Origin of the sequence: Pseudomonas sp. FR229a (assembly GCF_030209115.1) — a bacterium.
Taxonomy (GTDB): Bacteria; Pseudomonadota; Gammaproteobacteria; order Pseudomonadales; family Pseudomonadaceae; genus Aquipseudomonas; species Aquipseudomonas moraviensis_A.
In genome coordinates this window covers 16,169-39,882 of the sequence record NZ_JARVSP010000024.1, presented here as the reverse complement: position 1 = coordinate 39,882, position 23,714 = coordinate 16,169, and the positions used below count along the sequence as shown (strand labels likewise).

Annotated in this window: 3 protein-coding genes; all 3 read right to left on the bottom strand. The window is 64.1% G+C overall.

Annotated features, from left to right (window positions below):
• Window positions 1-8: 8 nt before the first annotated feature.
• From QRN33_RS19985 to QRN33_RS19975, 3 genes are read right to left on the bottom strand one after another with little or no spacing between them, the layout of a single operon-like run.
• Window positions 9-12,323, bottom strand: a complete 12,315-nt coding sequence (locus tag QRN33_RS19985) for a non-ribosomal peptide synthase/polyketide synthase (protein WP_285409662.1) — start codon at window positions 12,321-12,323, stop codon at window positions 9-11.
• 13 nt (window positions 12,324-12,336) lie between these two features.
• Window positions 12,337-20,175, bottom strand: coding sequence for a non-ribosomal peptide synthetase (locus QRN33_RS19980; RefSeq protein WP_285409661.1), 7,839 nt, complete (start codon window positions 20,173-20,175; stop codon window positions 12,337-12,339).
• The gene (locus QRN33_RS19975) at window positions 20,172-23,573 is read right to left on the bottom strand and encodes a non-ribosomal peptide synthetase (RefSeq protein ID WP_285409660.1); all 3,402 of its coding nucleotides are present in this window, start codon (window positions 23,571-23,573) and stop codon (window positions 20,172-20,174) included. Before QRN33_RS19975 ends, QRN33_RS19980 begins: the two co-directional genes overlap by 4 nt.
• Window positions 23,574-23,714 lie beyond the last annotated feature (141 nt).

The window sequence follows — 23,714 nt, the reverse complement described above, 5'->3', positions numbered from 1 at the left end:
AAGAGCGATCAACCCGCCCGTGCCATGCAGTGCTCGATCAACGCTTCAAGCTCACGCTGGTAATCGCTCATCAGCGCATCCATGGTGCCGGCGCGGTAACGCTGGTTGCTGTAGATGCAGCGCAAGGCCAGTTGCCCGTCATAGACCTGGCCGACGATTTCCAGCCAGTTGCCCAGGTTGGCCTTGAGGCTGTAGTTGTCGCCGGTTTCTTCCAGTGCCGGCACCAGCAACGCCTGTTCATCGAAGCTCTGGTCGAACTGCCCGAGGTAGTTGAACGTCACCCGCGCCTGCGGCAAACCGGCGAGTTGCGCGCAGATGTCCGGGCCGGCCAGATGACGCAGCACGCCGTAGCCGATGCCCTTCTGCGGTACACCTGCCAGTTGCGCCTGCACATCGATGATCGACCGGCCGATGTCGTCGCTGTCCGGGCGCAAACGCACCGGGAACATGCTGGTGAACCAGCCGAGGCTGCGGCTCAGGTCGATCGATTCGAAGAGGTCTTCGCGACCGTGCCCTTCAAGCAGAATCAGCGCCGACGGTTGCTGGCTCCAGCGGCACAGGGCGCGGCTGAGCGCTGACAGCAGCAGGTCGTTGATCTGCGTGCCGTACACCGCCGGGGCTTGTTTGAGCAGTTGTTCGGTGTGCTCGCGGGACAGCTTGAGCCGTGCCTGCGCCTGTTGCCGCACAAGGTTCTTGCCGCGCGGGTTGTCGCACGGCAGATCGACGCCCGGTTGATCCAGTTGCTCCAGCCAATAGGCCAATTCCTGCTCGGCAATCACAGGCGCCTGCGCCTGCAACGCTTCGGCGAACGAACGATAACTGCTGGTGCGAATCGGCAACTGCGCTGGCAGCCCCTGCACGCAAGCCTCATAAGCGACTTTCAGATCGTCGAGCAGAATCCGCCACGACACGGTGTCGACCACCAAGTGATGAATCACCACCAGCAAGCGTGCCTGACCGTCCGGCAAGGCCACATGCATGACCCGCCAGACCGGTCCGTCATCAAGTTTGAGGCTGCGCTGCGCAAGGTTGGCCAAGGCTTCGACCTCGTCGCTGTTCTGCGCTTCACGGCGCCACAGCACAGCCTCGTCGGATGCGCTGGTGCTGTAGCGCTGCAACCAGCGCCCGCCGTCCTTGGAAAAGCGCAAACGCAGCGAATCGTGATGTTGTTCGATCAAGCCCAGTGCCTGTTCCAGGGCATCGAGATCCAGTGGCTGACGTGCGCTGAGCAGCAACGACTGGTTGTAATGATGCGCCTCGGCCATGCCTTCGGCGAAGAACCATTCCTGGATCGGCAGGAGACTGAACGCGCCTTCTGCGGCCACCTGGGTCAGGTCCGGCAGCGCTTGCTCAGCGCCCTCCTTCGCCACTTGCTGCTCGACGATGCCGGCGATGGTCTGATAGCGCATCAGATCGCGCAGCTTCAGCTCCATCTGCAGGGTCGGATGGTTTCTCACCCGCGAGATCACTTGCAGGCTGAGGATCGAGTCGCCGCCCAGTTCAAAGAAGTTGTCGCTGATACCCACCTGCTCGACCTGCAGCACCTGCGCCCAGATTTGCGCCAGCAGGCTTTCCTGCTCGGTGCGCGGGGCAAGGTATTCGTCGCTTTTGAATTGCGGTTCAGGCAGTGCCTTGCGATCGAGTTTGCCGTTGGGCGTGACCGGGAATGCGCTGAGGCAGACGATCTGCGCCGGCACCATGTATTCCGGCAGCGAGGCGCGCAGCCCGGCCTTGAGTTCATCGCCGATGTCTTCACCGCTGGCGGTGACCACGTAACCGATCAGTTGCTTGCCGGACGCATTGTCCCGAGCGATGACCAAAGCATCACTGACCGTTGGTAATTGACGCAGGCTGGCCTCGACTTCACCCAGCTCGATACGGAAGCCGCGCACCTTGACCTGATGGTCGATGCGCCCGACGTAATCGACCACACCGTCCGGGCGGCGGCGCACCAGATCGCCGCTGCGGTACAGGCGTTCGCCCGGGGCAAACGGGTTGGGCACGAAGCGCTCGGCGCTCAGATCGGGGCGCCCGTAATAACCGCGAGCAATACCGTAACCGCCGATGTACAACTCACCGGCAAAACCTGGCGGCAGCGGATTCAGATCGTCGTCGAGCACGTACAGCGAACGCGCACCGACGGCGCGGCCGATCGGCGCGTACGCCGCTTCGCAGTGCTGGCTGATGGCGACTTTCCAGAGCATCGGCGTGACCACGGTTTCGGTCGGGCCATAACCGTTGGTGAAGTACTGCGGACGCAACGCCGCTTTCACCTGTTCGAAGGTTTGCTCCGGCACCGCGTCGCCACCGAAGCAGTAGATGCGTACCGCTGGCGGCGCGATGCCGCTGGCTGCCGCGTACTCGGCCAGTTGCTTGAGGTAGGCCGGCGGGAAGCAGGCGATGGTCACGCCGTAATCGTGCAGGGCCTGATAGGTCTGCTCCGGGGTCCATAGGCAACCGTCGCGGATCACCAGACGACCGCCGCTGTACAACGTACTCAGCCAGCGTTCATGGGCGCCGTCGAAAGCGAACGACATGAAGTGCAACTCGCAACTGCTGGCGTCCATTTCATACAACTCGGCGATGGCCTGGCAGTGCATGCTCAGCGGGCCTTGTGTGACGGCCACGCCTTTCGGCCGCCCGGTGGAACCGGAGGTGTAGACCAGATAGGCCAGGCTCTGCTCATGAACATCGCAAACCGGAGCAGCGTCGCTGTAGAGGCTGCGATCGAGCTGATCGATTTCCAGACGCAGCACGCCCTGCGGCGTCGGCATCGTCGCGCGCAGGCTGGTTTGCGTCAGCAGCAAAGCCATGCGCGAATCTTCGATCATGTAGGCCAGGCGCTCCGGCGGATAGTCGATATCCAGCGGCACGTACGCGGCGCCGCTCTTGAGCACGGCAAGGAAGCTCACCAGCATTTCCAGCGAACGCGGCAACGCCACGCCGATCACCACTTCAGGCCCGGCACCGTGGGCGATCAGGCACTGCGCCAGTCGGTTGGCCTGACGCTCGAGTTCGGCGTAGCTCAGGCTTTCGCCGGCGCATTGCACGGCGATCGCGTCAGGTTGCTGTTGCGCATGACGACTGATCAGCTCCGGCAGCAACTGCGGCGCGTGGCGGTGAGAAGGCTCGGCACTCCAGGCCTGCGCCGCGTGCCATTGTTCGGCGGACAGACGCTGCAGATTACCCAATCGCTCATACGGCGCGGCCATCATCGCCGCGAGGGTGTTTTCCAGGGTCAGGCGAATGCCTTGCACCGCCTCGGCGCTGAAGTGGCTGCGCAGGTACAGGTATTCGATCGACAACTCGTCGCCGAGCATCACCGCAAGGTCCATCGGCACGTTGGTCACGCCATGGCCGATGGATTTGCCGAAGGTCAGCTCGGTGTCGGTTTCTTCCTGCAAGCGCTCGTCGATCGGGAAGTTCTCGAACACGACAATGCTGTCGAACAGCGCCTGACCACCGAGGTTCGACCAGCGCTGCACATCCGCCAGCGGTGCCTGCGAATAGTCGCGAATGTCGAGGTTGTAGGCCTGCACTTCGCCCAGCCAGTCGGCCAGACGCTGATCGGCCTGTGGGGTCTGAATGATCGGCAAGGTGTTGATGAACAGGCCGAGCATGTTGCCGACATTCGGCAGACTTTCCGGACGCCCCGACACCGTGGCGCCGAAGGTCACCGTTTGCTGGCCGGTGTAGCGCTGCAACAGCAGCAGCCACGCACCCTGGATCAGCGTGTTGGGGGTGATGCGCAGATCACGGCAGAACTCCAGCAGACGCGCGGTTTGCGCCTTGTCCCAATTCGAATAGAGCGCATCGTGGCCGGTAACGTCGGCGCTGTGGCGCGGGTGCATCGCCTGACTCAGCGCGGTCGGTTCGTTGACCACCGCCAGACGTGCTTTCCAGAACAGCTCCTGGGCGTCCTGATCCTGTGCCTGCAACCAGGCAATGAAGTCGCGATAGCGGCCATTTTCGCCAGTCACCTGGCCCGTGGAGTAATACTGCAAGACCTCGCCGAACAGCCGCGAACTGCTCCACCCGTCCATCAGAATATGGTGGCTGGTCCAGATCATCTGGTACTGCTGCTCGCCCAGATGCAACAGGGTCACGCGCTGCAAACGCGCTTCGGACAAATCAAAACCCAATGCGCGGTCGGCGCTGGCGAAATCGGCAATCGCCGCCTCGCTGCAGTCCTGCCCACGCCAATCGAGCACCTGCATCTGCAGCGGCGCATGGCGATGCACGACCTGCAACGGCTTGGCCAACCCATCCTGCCAATGGAAACTGGTGCGCAGGATCGCCTGCCGGACGATGACGAATTCCCAGGCCCGGCGGAAGCGCTCCACGTCGAGGCCCTTGATCGGCAGGCTGACCTGTTGCACGTAAAGGCTGCTGCCGTTATCCGACAGCGTATGGAACAGCATGCCTTCCTGCATCGGCGACAGCGGGTAGACGTCTTCGATCAGCTCCGCCGGCACCGGCAAGGCATCGAGCTGGGCCTGATCCAGTTGCGCCAACGGGTAGGCGGCAGCGCTGGCGGATTGCGCGTCTTCAAGCGAAACCACTGCGGCGAGTTTCTGCACCGTCTGCTGCTGGAACAGGTCCTTGGGGGTGAAGCAAATGCCCTGCTGCCGCGCGCGGCTGACCAGTTGAATCGAGATGATCGAATCGCCGCCGAGGGCGAAGAAATTGTCGGTCACGCCGACTCGCTCGATCTTCAGAATGTCCTGCCAGACCTCGGCCAGTTGCTGCTCCAGCGGCGTCGACGGTGCCACGTAATCGCGTTGCGCCTGACTGGCGTCCGGTGCCGGCAGAGCCTTGCGATCGAGTTTGCCGTTGGGTGTCAGCGGCAATTGCTCGAGGAACAGCCACTGCGCCGGCACCATGTAGTCCGGCAGATGCGCCTTTAGCGCGGTTTGCAACTCAGCACTCAGCGCGTCCAGTTGCGCGAGGCTTTGATCGGCTTCGGCCGGCACCACATAAGCCACCAGTTGCTGGCCGCCAACGCCGTCCACCGCCAGCACCACGCCTTCGTGCACGCTGGCCTGGGCCAGCAGACGCGCTTCGATTTCCCCCAGTTCGATACGGAAGCCGCGCACCTTGACCTGATGGTCAATGCGGCCGACGTATTCGATTCGGCCGTCATCCAGCCAGCGCGTCAGGTCGCCAGTGCGGTACATGCGCTCGCCGTTGCTCGCCAACGGATTGGGCACGAAGCGCTCGGCGGTCAGGCCCGGGCGCAACAGATAGCCACGGGTGATGCCGTCGCCGGCCAGATACAGCTCCGCGGCGATGCCGATTGGGGCTGCCTGCAATTGCTCGTCGAGCAGGTATGCAGTGGTGTTGCGCAATGGCCGGCCGATGTTGGCCTGACCGCCGGGTTCGCGGCGCGTCCAGGTCGAATACGTGGTGTCTTCGGAAGGCCCGTACAGATCGTAGACGTGGGCGACCGAGGTCTCGCGGTACAGCGTATCGACCAGCGCCTGCTTCAGCGGCTCGCCCGCCAGATTGATGATGCGCACACCCGTCGGGATCTGGCCAATGCGTTGCAGCGCGGCAATCGCCGACGGCACGGTGTTGATCAGGCGCACCTGATCACGCTCGGGCAAGTCCGGCAGCTCCAGGGCATTGCGCGCCATGACCATGGATCCGCCACGCGCCAGGGTGACGAAAATCTCCCAGACCGACAGGTCGAAACACACCGACGTCGAGGCCAGCACGCCTTGCAGGTCGTCTTCGCTGTAGACCTCGGCGGACCAGTGAATCAGTGCCTGCACGTTGCGATGGGCGATGGCCACGCCTTTCGGTTTGCCGGTGGAACCGGAGGTGTAGATCACATAGGCAAGATTGGCCGAGTCAGCGCGCGCCGGCAGGTTGTCCGGTGCCTGCGCGGCAAACGCCTCGCCGCCGGCCTCGACCAGCGCCACCTGCGCTTCTGTCGCCGGCAATTGCGCCAGCAACGCTTGCTGGGTCAGCAGGACTTTCGCCTGGCTGTCGTCGAGCATGTAGGCCACGCGGTCGGCCGGGTAGTCAGGGTCCAGCGGCACATAGGTGCCCCCGGCCTTGAGCACTGCCATCAGGGCGATCACCAGTTCCGCCGAACGCGGCAGTGCCACGCCGACGCGCACCTCGGCCGTCACGCCGAGCGTCAACAAGTGTCGGGCCAACTGGTTTGCACGCCGATTCAGTTCGCCGTAGCTCAAGGCCACGCCGGCATGACTCAACGCCAGTGCCTGCGGATGTGCCGCCACCCGCGCTTCAAAGCTCTGCGAGATCAGGCGCTCGGCCGGATAAGCCGCGCGATTGTCGTTCCACTGCGCCAGCGTCTGACGCTCGGCCAGCGGCAGCAGACCGATCTCGCCGAGTGCCCGCTGCGGGGCCTGGATAAATTGCTCGAGCACTTCGCGCAAATGCCCGGCCAGACCGAGCACGCTGCGTTCGGCAAAATGCTCGGTGAGGTAGTTGAAATCGAGGTTGAGCACTTCGCTGGCGCCGGCGATCAGGGTCAGACCGTAGTTGGTCTGCTCGCGATGTTCCAGGCCGGAGAAACGCAGCCCGCCCGGATTGGCCTCCAGCGCTTCGGAGACCGGGTAGTTCTCGAACACCAGCAAGGTGTCGAACAACGCCTCGCCGCTCAACGCGGCCAGACGCTGAATGTCCTGCAGCGGCGTCTGTTCGTAATCGCGTAGCAGCAGGTTCTTGTCCTGCACGCTGCGCACCCAGTCACCCACACTGAGGGAGGCCTGCGGGCTGGCGATCACCGGCAAGGTGTTGATGAACAGCCCCAGTTGTTCCTCGATGCCCGGCAGCTCCACCGGACGCCCGGACACGGTGGCGCCAAACGCCACGGTGGCCTGACCGGTGTAGCGTTGCAATACCAGCAGCCATGCCGCCTGCACCAGACTGTTGAGCGTCACCTGTTGCTGACGGGAGAAGTTGTTCAGACGCTGGGTGAATGCTTCGTCGAAATGCAGACGATGCATCTGCTTGCCCGGCCCCGGCACGGTGCGCCCGTGGCAGGCCGACGCCAGGCGGGTCGGCTCGTCGAGTTCGGCCAATTGCCCGCGCCAGAAATCCTGCGCGGCCGCCTTGTCCTGGCCCTGCAGCCATACCAGAAAATCCCGATAGCGGCCCTGCGCGCTCGGCACTGGCTGGCCGGCGTAATCCTGCAGCACTTCACCGAACATCCGCGAGTTGCTCCAGCCATCCATGAGGATGTGGTGGCAGGTGAAAATCAGCCGATGACGATCGTCGGCGGTGCGCAGCAGGAACAGGCGCAACAACGGTGGATTCTGCAGATCGAAGCCGCGTTCACGGTCAGCCTGCGCCCGTGCTTCAAGCACCGCCGGCAGATCGGCGACATCGCGCACATCGATTTCCGGCATTTCCAGGGTCAGTTGGCGGTTGATCACCTGCAACGGCGCGTCGAGGCCATCGCGGCCCCAGATGAAACCGGCGCGCAGCACTTCATGGCGATCGACCACGCGCTGCCAGGCTTGCTGGAACCGCGCGACGTCGAGGCCGTCGATGTCCAGCAGCATCTGATAGACATAGGCGCTGGCGTCCGCGTCGTACAGGCTGTGGAACAGAATGCCTTGCTGCATCGGCGCCAGCGGATAGATGTCCTCGATGCGCTGGGCGGCGATCGGCAGGCTGTCCAGATGCGCCTGGGACAAACCGGCCAGCGGCACGTCGGACGGCGTGAGGCCACCCGAGTGGCTGAGACAGTGGTCGATCAACTCGCTCAGCGCCACTTCGTAAGCGCGGGCCAGAGCGGCAATGGTCGCCTCTTCGAAGACATCGCTGCTGTAGGTCCAGGTCAGGCTCAACTGGCCCTGATAAACCCGGCCATCGATGGTCAGCCAATTGGCCATCGGCGCGTTTTCGTCCTGACCGGCGCCCTTGTCTTCGGTGGCCGGCCGCCACAAAGCGTCTTCGTCGAAGTTGTTATCGAACTGGCCGAGGTAGTTGAACGTCACCTGCGGTTGCGCCAGTTCATGCAACGCCGCTTGTGCGTCGGGCGTGCCGAGATAACGCAACAAACCGTAGCCGATACCCTTGTTGGGGATCGCGCGCAGTTGTTCCTTGATGCCTTTGATCGAGGTTTCCAGACTGGCGTTTGGCGTCAGGCGCACCGGGAACATGCTGGTGAACCAGCCCACGGTGCGGCTCAGGTCGATGTCATCGAAGAGGTCTTCGCGGCCGTGTCCTTCGAGCTGCACCAGCGCACTGTCGCTGGCGGTCCACTCACACAACACTCGCGCCAGTGCGGTCAGTAGCAGGTCGTTGACCTGGGTGCGATAGACCGCCGGGGCCTGTTGCAGCAACTGGCGGGTCCGTTCGGCGTCCAGCCGCGTGTCGACGCTGCGCTCGAAGCGGTTGTTCAACTGGCCCTGCGGATTGTCCAGCGGCAAACCGAGCGGCACGTCGCGCAACTGCTCGCGCCAGTAGGCCAGTTCACTGTCCAGCGCCGCGCTGCACGCATGCTCTTGCAGGCGCAGGCCCCAGTCCTTGAACGCGCTGGTCTTCGCCGGCAGGTGCACGCTCTGTCCGCTGCTGATCTGCTGATAGGCGCTTTGCAGGTCTTCCAGCAGGATTCGCCACGACACGCCGTCGACCACCAGGTGATGGATGACCAACAGCAGACGCTGACTGGCGTCCGGCAAGTCGACCAGCACCGCGCGGATCAGCGGGCCGTTTTGCAGGTCGAGGCTGCGCTGCAGGTCCAGGCACAGCGCTGGCAAGGCCGCGCTGTCGTCCAGCATAAAGCTGCGCAACAAGTCGTGTGGCTGATCCGCCGCGCCGTGGCTTTGCTGCCAGCCCTGTTCGGTTTGGCGATAACGCAGACGCAAGGCGTCGTGCTGTTTCTGCACTTGTGCCAAGGCCTGTTGCAGCGCAGCGGCTTGCAGGGTTTTCGCCGGGGTCAGCAGGATCGACTGGTTCCAGTGATGGCGCGCCGGGATGTCGCTGTGGAAGAAGTAATGCTGGATCGGCGTCAGCGGAGCGTCGCCGAGCACCTCGCCCTGCTCCGTTTGCACGGCGTCGCTCTGTTGCGCGACGGTGGCCAGACGCTGCACGGTCTGGTGCTGAAAAATGTCCTTGGGCGTGAAGCGAATGCCGGCCTGCCGCGCGCGACTGACTACCTGAATCGAGATGATCGAATCACCGCCCAGCTCGAAGAAGTTGTCGTGCAGGCCGACCCGTTCGACTTTGAGCACGTCTTGCCAGATCTCGGCCAGACGCTGTTCCAGTTCACTACGCGGTGCGGCGTACGCCTCCTGCACCTGGGCGACGTCCGGCTGCGGCAGCTGCTTGCGATCGAGTTTGCCGTTGGCGGTCAGTGGCAGCAGGTCAAGGAACGCCCAACTGACCGGGACCATGTAATCCGGCAGGGTTTCGCGCAGGTGCGCCTTGATCGAATCGCGCAGCGCGCCCTGCTCGTCCGCGTTCACAGCCTCGACGGGCACGACCCAGGTTGCCAGTTGCTGGCCGCTGAGGCCGTCCACCGCCAGCACCACCGCTTCGCGCACCTGCGGATGCATGAGCAGTTGCGCTTCGATTTCGCCGAGCTCGATGCGGAAGCCACGGATTTTCACTTGGTGGTCGATACGGCCGATGTACTCGATCACCCCGTCACCGCGCAGCCGTGCGAGGTCGCCGGTACGATACAGGCGCTCGCCTGCCTTGCGATTGAACGGGTCGGGCACGAAGCGGGTGGCGCTCATGCCGGACTGATTCAGATAACCACGGGCCAGACCGGCACCGGCGATGTACAACTCGCCGATGCAGCCTTGCGGCACCAGGTTGAGCGAGCCGTCGAGCAAGTACCACGACAGGTCGACTATCGGCGCGCCAATCGGGCTGCTGTGGTTGCTGTGCAGATCCGCCAGCGACAACGGCCGGTAAGTCACGTGCACGGTCGTTTCGGTGATGCCGTACATGTTGATCAGCGTCGGCGCGCGGTCGCCAAAACGTTCGAACCACGGGCGCAGGTTCTGCACTTCCAGCGCCTCGCCACCGAACACCACGTAACGCAGGGCATTACTGCGCGCAGAGTCACAGGCGACCTGCATCAACGGCTTGAACGCCGACGGCGTCTGGTTCAACACCGTGACATTTTCATCGCAGAGCAGCGTGTAGAAATCCTCCGGCGAACGGCTGACATCGTGGGGCACGACCACCAGTTTGCCGCCATACAACAGCGCGCCGAAAATCTCCCACACCGAAAAGTCGAACGCGTAGGAATGGAACAGCGTCCAGCTGTCCTGCGGGCCGAAATCGAACCACTGCTCGGTGGCGCTGAACAGGCGCATGACGTTGCCGTGCGGCAGCAACGCGCCTTTGGGTTTGCCGGTGGAACCGGATGTGTAAATGACGTAGGCCAGATTGTCCGGCGTGATCAGGCACGGCGGGTTGCTTTCGATGCTGTGTTCCGGCGCCTGATCCAGATCGAGGCAGACCAGCCCCGGTGGAATCGGCAACTGCCCGAGCAAATGACCCTGGGTCAACAGCAATTGAATGCCGCTGTCGTCGATCATGTAACTCAAGCGATCATCCGGGTAGCTCGGGTCCAGCGGCACATAGGCACCGCCGGCCTTCAGCACCGCGAGAATGGCGACGATCATGTCCAGCGAACGCTCGACCGCAACGCCGACGCGCACGTCCGGGCCGACACCCCGCTCGATCAGCGTATGCGCCCATTGGTTGGCGCGGCGATTGAGTTCAGCGTAGGTCAGGCATTGCCCGGCAAAGGTCACGGCCACCGCGTCGGCATGCCGCGCGGCCTGGGCTTCGATGGCTTGCTGGATGCACTGGGTCAGCGGTTGTTCGACCCGCGGCGGATTCCATTGCGCCAACAGCTGTTGCTGCTGGCCGGCGTCGAGTATCGGCAATTGGCCGATGCGCTGGGTCGGCTCGGCGACGATCGCCTGCAACAGCGCAGTCCAGTGTTGCGCAAGGCGCTCGATAGTCGCCGCGTCGAACAGGTCGGTGGCGTACTTGAGTACCGCTTCGATGCCGTGGGCCTGTTCGGTGGTGTTGAGGGTCAGGTCGAATTGCGCGGTCTGGCTCTGCCATTCCAGCGGCGCGATGTTCAGACCGTTCAGGCGCGTCGCAACGCTCGCACGGCGCTCGGCCTGGTGGTTGAACATGACCTGGAACAGCGGACTGTGACTGAGGCTGCGGCCCGGTTCCAGCGCTTCGACCAGTTGCTCGAAGGGCAAGTCCTGATGCGCCTGCGCCTCCTGCGCGGTCTGTTTGACCTGACGCAGCAGCTCGACAAATGGCAACTCTGCGTCGACATCCGCCTTGAGCACTTGGGTATTGACGAAGAAGCCGATCAGGCGCTCGATTTCCACCCGGCCACGGTTGGCCACCGGCACGCCGACACGGATATCGCTTTGCCCGCTGTAGCGATGCAACAAGGCGTGAAACGAAGCCAGCAGCAACACGAACAGCGTGACGTTTTCCTGCCGGGCGAAGGCCTTGAGGGCATTGCTCAGCACCGGGTCAAGAATCAGGTTATGGCTGGCGCCGGCGAAGCTCTGCTCGACCGCGCGCGGGCGATCCAGCGGCAGCTCCAGCACCGGCTGTTCGCCGCCGAGTTTTTCCTGCCAGTAGGCCAGTTGGCGCTCCTGCTCCCCGGCTTCCATCCACTGGCGCTGCCACAACGCGTAATCGGCGTACTGGATCGGCAGCGCGGGCAAACCGGCGTCGTGACCGAGGTTGAAACCGGCGTAGAGCTGCACCAGTTCCTCGATCATCACTTGCAGCGACCAGCCATCGGAAACGATGTGGTGCAGGGTCAGCACCAGCACATGCTCAGCGGGGCTGACCTGGAGCAGCGCGGCACGCAGCAACGGGCCGTGCTGCAGGTCGAAAGTCTTCTGGCTCTGGGTCTGGACGAAGGCCTGGATCGAGCTGTCCGGGTCGTTCGCCAGATCAGCGCTCAGGTGATGAATCTCCAACGCAAAAGGTCCTGCGGGCAGGACCACTTGCAAGGGTTGTGCACTGTCTTGAGTGAATACCGTGCGCAAGGTTTCGTGGCGTCCGATCAGCGCCGCGATGCTGCGTTCCAGTGCCGGCACATCCAGCGGGCCCTGCAAGCGCAGGGCCGTCGGAATGTTGTAGGCCGCGCTGTGCGGTGCCCACTGCCAGAGGAACCACTGGCGCTGCTGAGCGTAGGACAGCAGCAACGGCTCTTCAGCCGTGCGCTTGAAAACCGGGGCAATGTCAAAGAGGTTGACGCCTTTCTGCTTGAGCAGAACCGCCAGAGCCTTTCTTTGCTTAGCCGAAAGTTGTCCTACCGACTCGATTAACTCTTGCACGCGTTTTTCCCTCTCAAGAAATCAGTTTTTCCAGATCATCGAGGGATAGACGTTTGAGGGCCTCCAGTGATTTAGCCAATTCATCCTGAACGGGCGACATTTCGACGCGCAGCGCTTCGATCCGCGCGCAGAAATCCTTGAGCGTGTCGGTTTCGAACAGCGCCTTGAGCGGCACCTTGTCGCCGAGGCGCTCCTGCACCCGGGTCACCACCAGCGTCGCCAGCAGCGAATGCCCGCCAAGCTGGAAGAAGTTGTCCGCCAGCCCTACCCGCTCGACCTCCAGCACCTCCTGCCAGATCGTTGCGACCTCCCACTGCAGGTCGCTTTGCGGCGCCTGGTATTGCTCCTGCATCGGGCTCTCGGCCAACGCCATCAGCGCCTTGCGATCGAGCTTGCCGTTGGGCGTCAGCGGGATCGCGTCGATCAGGTGCAAATGCCCCGGGACCATGTGCGCCGGCAAGCGGCTGACCAGCGCACTGCGCACCCGCTCGGTCAGGGTCGACCGCTCGCTGTCCGGCGCGGCGACGAGATAGGCATGCAGATGTTTGCCAGCGGCACCGTCCTGCGCCAGCACCACCGCTTCGCCGATATCGTCAAGCTCCAGCAGGCGCGCTTCGATCTCGCTGAGTTCGATACGGAAACCGCGAATCTTCACCTGATGGTCGGCGCGACCGATGTACTCGATGTTGCCGTCGTCGCCCTGGCGCACCAGATCGCCGGTGCGGTACAGACGCTCGCCATTGCTCGCGTAAGGATTCGGCACAAAGCGTTCGGCGGTCAGCGCGGCGCGGCGCAGATAGCCGCGCGTCACTCCGGCACCGGCCAGGTACAGCTCAGCCGGCACGCCCGCGGGCAGCACTTGCAACTGACTGTCGAGCAGATACGCCACGGTGTTGTCCAGCGGCCGGCCAATGTTCGCCCGCCCCTGCGACGTGCGCAGGGTGTAGGTCGAATAGGTGGTGTCCTCCGACGGCCCGTAGAGGTCGTAGACCCGCTGCACCCGGGTGCTGGCATAGAGGCTGTCGACCAGACTCTGCTTGAGCGGTTCGCCGGCCAGATTGATGGTGCCAACCGAAGCCGGAATCTGCCCGGCGCGCTGCAACGCGGCAATCGCCGACGGCACGCTGTTGATCAGGGTGACCTGCTCGCGCGCCGGCAAATCGGCCAGCGCCAGGGCGTTGTCGGCCAGCACCAGACAGCCACCGCAGGCCAGCGTGACGAAGATTTCCCACACCGACAGATCGAAGCAGATTGAGGTCGAGGCCAGCACGCCGCGCAATTGCTCTTCGCGATAGACCCCCGCCGACCATTGAATCAGTGCCGACAGATTGCCGTGGCTGATCGCTACGCCTTTCGGTTTGCCGGTGGAGCCGGAGGTGTAGATCACGTACGCCAGATTGTCTGCAGCGAGGTTAACCAGCGGCGCAGTGACCGGGCATTCGCTGGCGACGCTCGCGTCCACCAGCAGCACCTGCGCGCTCAAGGTTTCCGGCAGCATCGCCAACGCCGCCGGTTCGGTGAGCAGCACGGCGGCGCGACTGTCGTCCAGCATGTGCAGCAAGCGTTCCTGCGGATAATCCGGGTCCAGCGGCACGTAGGCGCCACCGGCCTTGAGGATCGCCAACAGTGCGACCAGCATGTCCGGCGTGCGGCGCATGCACACGCCGACGCGCACCTCCGGCCCGACGCCCATGCCTTGCAGCTTGTGCGCCAGACGATTGGCCCGGGTATCGAGGCTTTGGTAATCGATGGACTGCTCAGCGAACCGCACCGCGCTCGCTTGTGGCTGTTGCTGCACCTGCGCGGCGATGTGCGCCAGCACCGTGCGTTGATCCGGCGCGGTCACCGGCGCCTTGCCCCACGCGATCGCTTGTTGCCGTTGTGGCTCGGCGAGCAGTTGCAGCGCGCCCAACGGCTGGGTGGCGTCGGCGAGGAACTGCTCGAGCAGACCTTGCAACTGCGCACTCAACGCACTGATCGCTGGAGCGTCGAAACTGGCCTGATCGTAACTCACGCCCAGACTCAGCTCGCGGCCGGTGACCGCGACCAGCGTCAGCGGATAGTTGGTCTGCTCCTGCCGGCGGATTGCCGAGAACTTCAGGCCCGTCTCAGGGCCCTGCGCCAGCGCTTCAGCCATCGGATAGTTTTCGAACACCAGAATACTGTCGAACAACGCCCCGGCACCCGTGCCGGCCCAGCGCTGAATGTCATACAGCGGCGTGTGTTCGTGCTCGCGCAACGCCAGGTTGAGGTCCTGTACCTGTTGCAGCCATTGGCTGACGCCGATCTCCGGCGATGGCGCCGCCACTACCGGCAAGGTGTTGATGAACAGGCCGATCTGCTGCTCGACGCCCGGTAAATCCGTCGGCCGCCCAGCCACGGTTGCACCAAACGCCACGTGATCCTGCCCGGTGTAGCGCTGCAACAGCAGCAGCCACGCCGCTTGCACCAGCGTGTTAAGGGTGACTTTCTGTTCGCGGGCGAAGCGGTTCAGTTCGGCCGTAAGCTGTTCGCTGAACACATGCTCATGATCGGCATAACCGCTTGCGTCGCGCTGCCGGACCGGCATGGCGCTGGCCAGTCGCGTCGGCTCTGCGAGTTCCGCCAGCGCCGCGCTCCAGAATTGCCGACTGGCCTGCTGATCGCGCTGGCCAAGCCATTCGATGTAATCGCGATAGCGCCCCTGCCCTGCGCTCGGCGTGATGCCGGCGTAGCGTTGCAGCACTTCGCCGAACAACTGCGAAGTGCTCCAGCCGTCCATGAGGATGTGATGACAGGTGTAGATCAGGTGATGAGTGTTCTCATCGGTGCGCACCAGCGTCACGCGCAACAGCGGCGCGTCGAGCAGATCGAAACCTTTGTGCAGATCTTCAGTGGCCAGATGATCAAGCGCTGAACCGAGGCCATCGCGACCGCGCCAGTCCTGCACCTGCCAAGGCATCCGCACACGGCTGCGCACCACCTGCACCGGCGCTGCAGCATCCTGCGGCCAGACGAACGCGGTACGCAGGATATCGTGGGCTACGAGGGTCTGCTGCCAGGCCTGGCGGAAGCGCTCGGCGTCGAGTTGTTCCACGTCGACCCGCAGTTGATTGGTATAGGCCGGGCTGTGCGGCTCGTTGCGGCTGTGGAACAGAATGCCTTGCTGCATCGGCGACAGCGGGTACAGATCAACGATGTCACGCGGCGCGATCGGCAGCGCCGACAGCTGCGCTTGCGTGAGGTTGGCGAGGTTGAAGTCCGAGGGTGTCACGCCACCGGCGCCGCTCTCGCAGCAATGTTCGATCAGGCGCTCCAGCTCGACGCGATAGGCCTCGGCCAACGCCTCGATGGTCGCGGTGCGGTACATGCCGGTGCCGAAGGTCCAGGTCAGTTCCAGCTCACCGCCGAAGACCTGACCGTCGACACTCAGCCAATTGCCCAGCGGCGCCTGCTCATCCTGATTGGCACCGGTGCTGTCAGCGCTTGGCACGAACAACGCGCCTTGCTCAGCGCTGAACGCGCCGTCGAACTGGCCGAGATAATTGAAGGTCACCCGGGGTTGCGCCAGCGCCTGCAACTCGGCAGAACGCGTGAGGTAACGCAGCACGCCATAACCGATGCCTTTGCCCGGCACCGCACGCAGTTGCTCCTTGATCGCACACAGCGACGCAACGGGATTTTCCTGCGGGGTCAGGCGCACCGGGAACAGGCTGCTGAACCAGCCGACCGTGCGGCTCAGGTCGATGTCGTCGAACAGGTCTTCACGACCATGACCTTCGAGCTGGATCAACACCGAAGGCTGCTCGCTCCAGTCACACAGCACCCGCGCCAATGCAGTCAGCAACAGATCATTGATCTGCGTGCGATACGCCGCCGGGGCGACTTTCAGCAGCTTGTCGGTCAGTGTCTGGCTCAGGCGCGTACTGGCGCGGGCGGCCTCGGCGCGGGTCTGGCTGTCCTCGGCAAAATCCCTTGGCAGGGCCGCGTTGTCGGCCTCAAGGGTCTGGCGCCAATAAGCGCTTTCAGCCGCCAACGTTTCGCTCTGTGCATAACGATGCAACTGCCCGGCCCAGTCGTGCAGCGAACTGCTTTTGCCCGGCAACGCGAGCGCCGTTCCCGCCGCCAGGGCGTGGTAGGCCTGCTGCAAGTCCTCCAGCAGAATGCGCCACGACACGCCATCGACCACCAGGTGATGGATCACCAGCAGCAGACGTTGCTCGGCATTCGGCAGATTGACCAGCACCGCGCGCAGCAAATGCCCGCGTTGCAGATCCAGGCTGCGCTGCGCCGCGTCGACCAGCGCTGGCAAGGCGTCGAGGTTGTCCAGCTCGCGGACCCAGAGCAGTTCGGCATCACCCTGCGGCTGCGGCAGTGCCTGCCAGCGATCGCCCGACTGCACAAAGCTCAAGGCCAGTGCTTCGTGCTGTTCGAGCAACGTCGCCAGCGCCTTGCGCAGATGCACGGCGTCCAGCGCCAGGGTCGGTTGCAACATCACCGACTGATTCCAGTGCTGGCGCTGGACAATCGGCGTCTCGAAGAAACGCTCTTGAATCGGCAGCAACGGCAATGGCCCGCGTGCCACAGGTGCGGCAGCGGCAGCCGGTTTGGCCTCGATCAGTTTGGCCACGGCGGCCAGTTGGCCGATGGTCTGTTTTTCGAACAACTGCTTGGGGCTGAGCTTGATCCCCTGGCGCTTGGCCCGGGCGATGATCTGCAGACTGAGAATCGAGTCGCCACCCAGTTCGAAGAAGTTATCGCTGCTGCCGACCCGCTCGAGCTTGAGCACCTCGGCCCAGATTGCAGCCAGTTTCTCTTCGATCTCACCGACCGGCGCGACAAACTGCTGGCTGACCACGCCGGGCACGGGCAAGGCGCGTTTGTCGAGTTTGCCGTTGGCAGTCAGCGGCAGCTTTTCCAGCAACAGCAACTGCGCCGGCACCATGTAGTCCGGCAGCCGCGCCTGCAATTGCTCGCGCAGCGCCTGCGCCTGCGCCTGCGCCTGCACCTTCGCACCCGCTAGCGGCACGCACCAGGCCAGCAGTTGCAGGCGCGCCGGATCGTCATCCAGTGGCAACGCGAGCACCGCGGCTTCGCTGACGCCGTCGAGGCTGAGCAACAGCCGCGCGACTTCCGCCGGCTCGACGCGGTAGCCGCGCACTTTCACTTGATCGTCGGCACGACCGATGAATTCCAGCGCCTGCTCGCGGTTGCGCCGGACCCGGTCGCCGCTGCGGTACACCCGCGCGCCGGCTACGCCGAACGGGTCGGGCAGGAAACGTTCGGCGGTCAGTCCCGGCTGATTCAGGTAACCCAGGGCAACGCTGTCGCCGCCGATGTACAGCTCACCGGCAACCTGATCGGCCACCGGGTTGAGCACATCGTCGAGCACATAGACATGGGCACCGGCCAACGCCGTGCCGACCGGAACGCTGCGCGTCTGCGCGGCAAGTGCTTCGGCCTCATGGGTCAGCACGCCTACGGTGGTTTCGCTCGGGCCATAGTGATTGATCAGGCGACAGCCCGGTTTCAGTTGCTGCACGCGCTCGACCAGCGCCGGCGAACAGGCTTCGCCGCCGACGATCAATGCGTGTTCCGGCAGCACATCGACAGGCTGGGCCGCCTGCAACAGCGCGGCGAGATGGCCGGGAACGATTTTCAGCACGCCGACGCGATGGCGGGCCATGTAGTCGGCAAAGCGGTCCGGGTCGAAACCGAGCTCTTCCGGCAGCACATGCAGCAGGCGGCCCGAGCACAACGCGCCGAACAGCACGGTGAAGCCAAGGTCGGCGGCGATGGTCGAAACCAGCGCCATGCTCGCCTCGGGCGCAGGCGCCAGACGCTCGAGGACGCCGCGCACATAACTGCCCAACGCAGCGTGGCTGACCAGCACGCCCTTGGGTTGCCCGGTGGAACCGGAGGTGTGAATCACATAGGCCGGCGATTGTGCATGTAGCGTCAGCTCAGGCGCGGACGCCGGCAGCGACTGCCATTGCTCCGGGGCAAATTCAAGACCCTGACAGCCCTCGACCGCCAGTTCGCTGACCCGCGCATCGCCTTCGGCAGCGATCAACGCCCGTGCCTGCGCAGCCCCGAGCATCTGTTGCAGGCGTGCGCTCGGTGCCTTGACGTCGAGGGGCATGTACACCGCGCCAGCCTTGAGAATCGCCAACACGCAAGTCAGCCAGTCCAGCGAACGCTCCAGCAGCACCGCCACCGGTTCGCCAACATTGATGCCCTGCGCACGCAAATAATGGGCGAAACGATTGGCTTGCTCATCCAGTGCCTGGAACGTCATGGTCTGCTGAAGATCACGGGCGGCCAGCGCCTGCGGCTGGCGGGCCACTTCACGGGTCCAGTGCTGCAACACCGTCAACGCCGGTTCGCGTTGAATGGCAAGCGCCGCAGGCCGTTGCGTGGCGACCGTGTGCAGCGGCGCCTGCGGCGCATTGAGCAATTGGCTGAACAGGTCGAGCAACATCGGCACGAAAGCGGCGACCGTTTCCGCCCGATAAAGATCGCTGGCGTAGGTCATCTGACCGTGGATCAGCGCGCCGTCGTCGGTGATGTCCAGGGCCAGATCGAAATGCGTGCCGTCCTTGGCCAGCGGGTATTCGCTGACGGTCAGACCGGGCAAAGCCATCGAGCGTTGTTTCTGCATGCCGACGTTCTGGTTGAACTTGGCCTGGAACAACGGGTTGTGACCCAGGGTGCGCTCGGCGACCAATTCGTCGACCAGTTGCTCGAACGGCAATTCCTGATGCGCCTGCGCGCCGAACGCCGCTTCCCGCACCTGCGCCAGCAAATCCGCGAAGCTGGCGCACTCATCGATCTGGCAGCGCAGCACCTGAGTGTTAACGAAGAAACCGATCAGCCCTTCGACTTCGGCGCGGCTACGGTTGGCATTCGGCACGCCAACACGTATGTCGCGCTCGCCGGCCAGACGCGAGAGGAACAGCGAGAACCCGGCCAGCACCAGCATGAACAGACTGATGCCCTGGCTGCGGGCAAAAGCATTGAGCTGGCGCGACAGGTCGGCACCGAAATCGAAGCTCAGGGTCTGCCCCGCAAAACTCTGGGTCAGCGGTCGGGCAAAGTCCGGCGCCACTTCCAGCAGCGGATGCTCGTCACCCAGTTGCTGACGCCAGTAGTCGAGCTGGCGCTCGCCCTCGCCTGCTTCCAGCCAGCGTCGCTGCCAGATCGCATAGTCGGCATACTGCAATGGCAACGCCGGCAACTGCGGCTCGCGCTGCAGACTGAAAGCCTGATAGCACTGGACGAATTCCTTGACCATGACGTCCATCGACCAGCCGTCGGAGACGATGTGATGCATGCTCACCACCAGCACGAACTCGTCGTCGGCCAAGGCAAACAGACTGGCGCGCAACAACGGGCCGTGGCGCAGATCGAACGGTTGCGCGGTGACGTCCTGCACGTGTTGCGCGAGTACTTGCTCGCGCTCTTGCGCCGCGATGCCCGTCAGGTCGAAGCGTTCCAGGGCAATACTTTGCTGCTCGAGAATCACCTGATAGGGCTGATCGCCGTCAGTGTGGAACACCGTGCGCAACACTTCATGGCGCGCCAGCAGATGATCAAACGAACGGCTCAATGCCGACTCGTCCAGCAGCCCCTTCAGACGCAAGCCGGCGGCCATGTTGTACGCGGCACTGTGCGGTTCCAGTTGCCAGAGAAACAGCAGGCGCTGCTGGGCGAACGACAGGGGAATCTGTGCGCAGTCGTGGCGGCTGACCGGCAGCGGCAGCAGGCTGAAATCCTTGCCCTCCTCACGCAGCCTGGCGAGAAACAGCCGACGCTGCTCCAGCGGCAGGCCGACGAATCTTTGCGCAATACGTTCCGCCATCGTGCCGCTCATACTTCTTCTCCTTGCAAAGCATTCATGAACTGATCCATGTCGGACCAGTCGTCGTCGCCGCTCGCCTCGGCCAGTTGCCCGAGCACCTCGGCGAGATCCGCCAGCAGCGGTTTTTCGAACAGACTGCGCAGCGGCAGCACCACACCCATCTGCTCCTTGATTCGCGCGATCACCTGCGCGGCCAACAACGAATGGCCGCCCAGTTCAAAAAAGTGATCGTCCAGACCCACACGCGGCACCTGCAGCACCTCGGCCCAGACCTGCGCCAGGCACTGCTCGGCCGCCGATTGCGGGGCGCGGTAATCGCCCTGCAACTGCGCCGGATCCGGCGCTGGCAAGGCCTTGCGGTCGAGCTTGCCACTCGGCGTCAGCGGCAGGTTCGCCAGCAACAGCAGATGCCCCGGCACCATGTAATCCGGCAGGCTGGCTTGCAGCGCGGCGCGGGTCTGCTGACGGAACAGCGCTTGCGTCGCCGCACTGGCGAGCGCTGCCGGTTCCGTCACCACGTAGGCGACCAGTTGCGTACCGCCCGCGAACGGCACCGCCAGCACCACCGCTTCGCGAACCCCGGGACATTGCTGCAGGCGCGATTCGATCTCGCCCAGTTCGATGCGGAAACCGCGAATCTTCACCTGATGATCGACCCGACCGACGTACTCCAGCGCGCCATCGCCGCGCAGCCGCGCACGATCGCCGGTGCGGTACAGGCGCTGACCGTCGGCGAACGGGTCGGCAATGAAACGCTCGGCGCTGAGGCTCGGCTGACGGTGATAACCCCGTGCCAGTCCCGGCCCACCGATGTACAACTCGCCCACAGCGCCTTGCGGCAGCAGGTTCAGGTCATCGTCGAGCACGTACAGGCGCCGCGCCGCCAGCCCCTTGCCGATCGGCATGCCGCGCCACGACACATCCTGCGCGGTCAGCCCGGTGCAGTCATGAATCGTCGAGACCACCGTGGCCTCGGTCGGCCCGTAGGTGTTGAGCAGGCGCACATGGCCGAGCCCGGCCTGCTGCCACAGGCGCAAGCCGTCCACCGCCATGGCTTCACCGCCAACGTGAACCTGGCGCAGCGCGGCGAAACTTGCCGGCGGTTTCGCCGCGTATTCCTGCACCAGCCAATACCAGTAGGCCGCCGGCAGGTCGGCAAGAGTGATGCCCTGATCGACGATGACCTGATGCAGCGTCGCGCTGTCCCACAACGGCGCGTCACGCATGACCACGCTGGCGCCATGGCACAACGGCGGGAAAAACTGCTCGACGAAACCGTCGAAACTGCTGGTGGCGAATTGCAGAACCCGGTCGCCTTCGTGCAGATCGCTGTAATCGATGGCGCGGGCGATGAACTCGCTCAGCGCACCGTGACTGACCGCCACGCCTTTCGGCCGCCCGGTGGAGCCAGAGGTGTAGATCACGTAAGCGAGGTTGTCGGCTTCGACCGTGACCGGCAGATTGTCGGCCTGCTCACTGTCGGGCAACTGCTCCAGACACAGGCACTCGACGCCATCGAGGGGCGGCAGGCTGGCGAGGCTTTGCCGGTCGCTGAGCAACAGTTTCAGACCGCTGTCATCGAGCACATGGCGCAAGCGTTCGGCCGGGGTCTGCGGGTCCAGCGGCACGTAGGCACCGCCGGCCTTGAGCACCGCCAGCAGCGCCACCGCCAGTTCCAGCGAGCGCCCCAGCGCAACACCGACCAGCACGTCCGGACCGACACCCCATGCGCGCAACTGATGGGCCAGACGATTGCTGCGAGTGTTGAGTTCGGCGTAGCTGAATGCCGGCGCAGGCGCAGAGGCCAACCGCACCGCCGGCGCTTGCCCAGTGCGCGCGACCTGCGCTTCGAACAGGGTTTGCACGCTGGTGAAACGAGGCGCAGGCGCAGTGGACTGAATCAGCGCTTGCCGTTCGCTATCGGCGAGCATCGCCACGTCACCGATCAACTGTTGCGGGTGGCGGCACACCGACTGGAGAATGTTGCGCCAATGCCCGGCCAGCGCGGCGATGGTCGCGGCGTCGAAAATATCCGTGGCGTAAGTGAAGGCGGCAAACAGTTGCTCGCCCTCCTCACGGGTGTCGAGCATCAGGTCACTGGTGGCCGCGTGTTGCCGAGCGCTGCCGGCCAGTTGTTCTTCGCTCAGATAGCCCACGCGCAAGCCTGAAGCGAGTTGCGCCTGATGCAAATCGGTGACCAGCGGTTGATGGTTGAACATCACCTGAAACAGCGGATTGTGGCTCTGGCTGCGTGCCGGTTGCAGGGCTTCGATCAGGGCGTCGAACGGCAGATCCTGATGGGCCTGCGCACCCAGTGCCGCCTGGCGCAGGCTCTGCAGCAGCTCAGTGAACGGCGTCTGCGCAGTGACCGCGCTGCGCAGGATCTGCGTGTTGACGAAGAAGCCGATCAGGCCTTCGGTTTCACTGCGGGTGCGGTTGGCGATCAGTCCGCCGACACGAATATCGGTCTGGCCGCTGTAGCGATGCAGCAGGGTTTTGAACGCTGCCAAAAGCACCACGAACAGCGTCACGCCCTGACGCTGGGCGAGGTTTTTCAGCTCTTCACGCAGGGTTGCGTCAATCACCGTTTCCAGGCGTGCGCCCTGATGGCTGGATTGCGCCGGATAGGCGCGGTCGGTGGGCAATTCCAGCACCGGATGCTCGTCCCCCAGTTGCGTGCGCCAGTAGTCCAGTTGCCGCTCACGCTCGCCAGCCTCCAGCCAGCTGCGCTGCCACAGCGCGTAGTCGCGATAGTGCACGGTCAGCGGCGCCAGCGTCGGTTCGCGCCCGGCCACCAGCGCATCGTAGGTGCGCATGAACTCATCGATCAGAATGTTCATCGACCAGCCGTCGGCGATGATGTGATGCAGGGTCAGCAGCAGCACATGTTCCCGCTCGGCCAGGCGCAACAGACGCAGACTCAGCAGCGGGCCGTTCTGCAGGTCGAAGGCCTGGGTCGCCTCGGCCATCATGTGCTGCTGCGCGAGCGGCCAGCGCTGCGCTTCGGGCAACCCGCCCAGGTCAGTAACGGGCAACTTCAGTGGCTGCGGCTCGGCCACACGCTGGAAGGCACGCTCGCCGTCCTGGCCGAAGGTGGTGCGCAAACATTCGTGGCGTGCCGCCAGACGGCTGAAGGCCTGCTCCAGTGCCTCGACTTGCAGATCGCCATCCAGACGCACCGCCATCGGCAGGTTGTAGGCTGCGCTGGTCGGCTCCAGTTGCCAGAGAAACCACATGCGCTGCTGCGCGTAAGACAGGCCGTCGCGCTCAGCGATGCCGTCGCAGGCAGTCATGGGAAGCTGCGCAAAATCGATGCCTTCGCGGGCCATGCCGGCGAGGAACAAACGACGTTTGTCCTGGGGCAATTCGATAAAGCGGCGGGCTAGTTTCTGTGCGTCTGCGGCATTCATGCGTGGAGTCCTTGCTGATCGGCGGCGTGACCTGGAGACCCGGTCGTATCAACAAGAACGAATGGCCCGCGCAACGATTTAGCGCGCCAGCGGCAATCGCAGCCCGACGGTACGAACGCCAGACAGACAAATGCCGAAGTC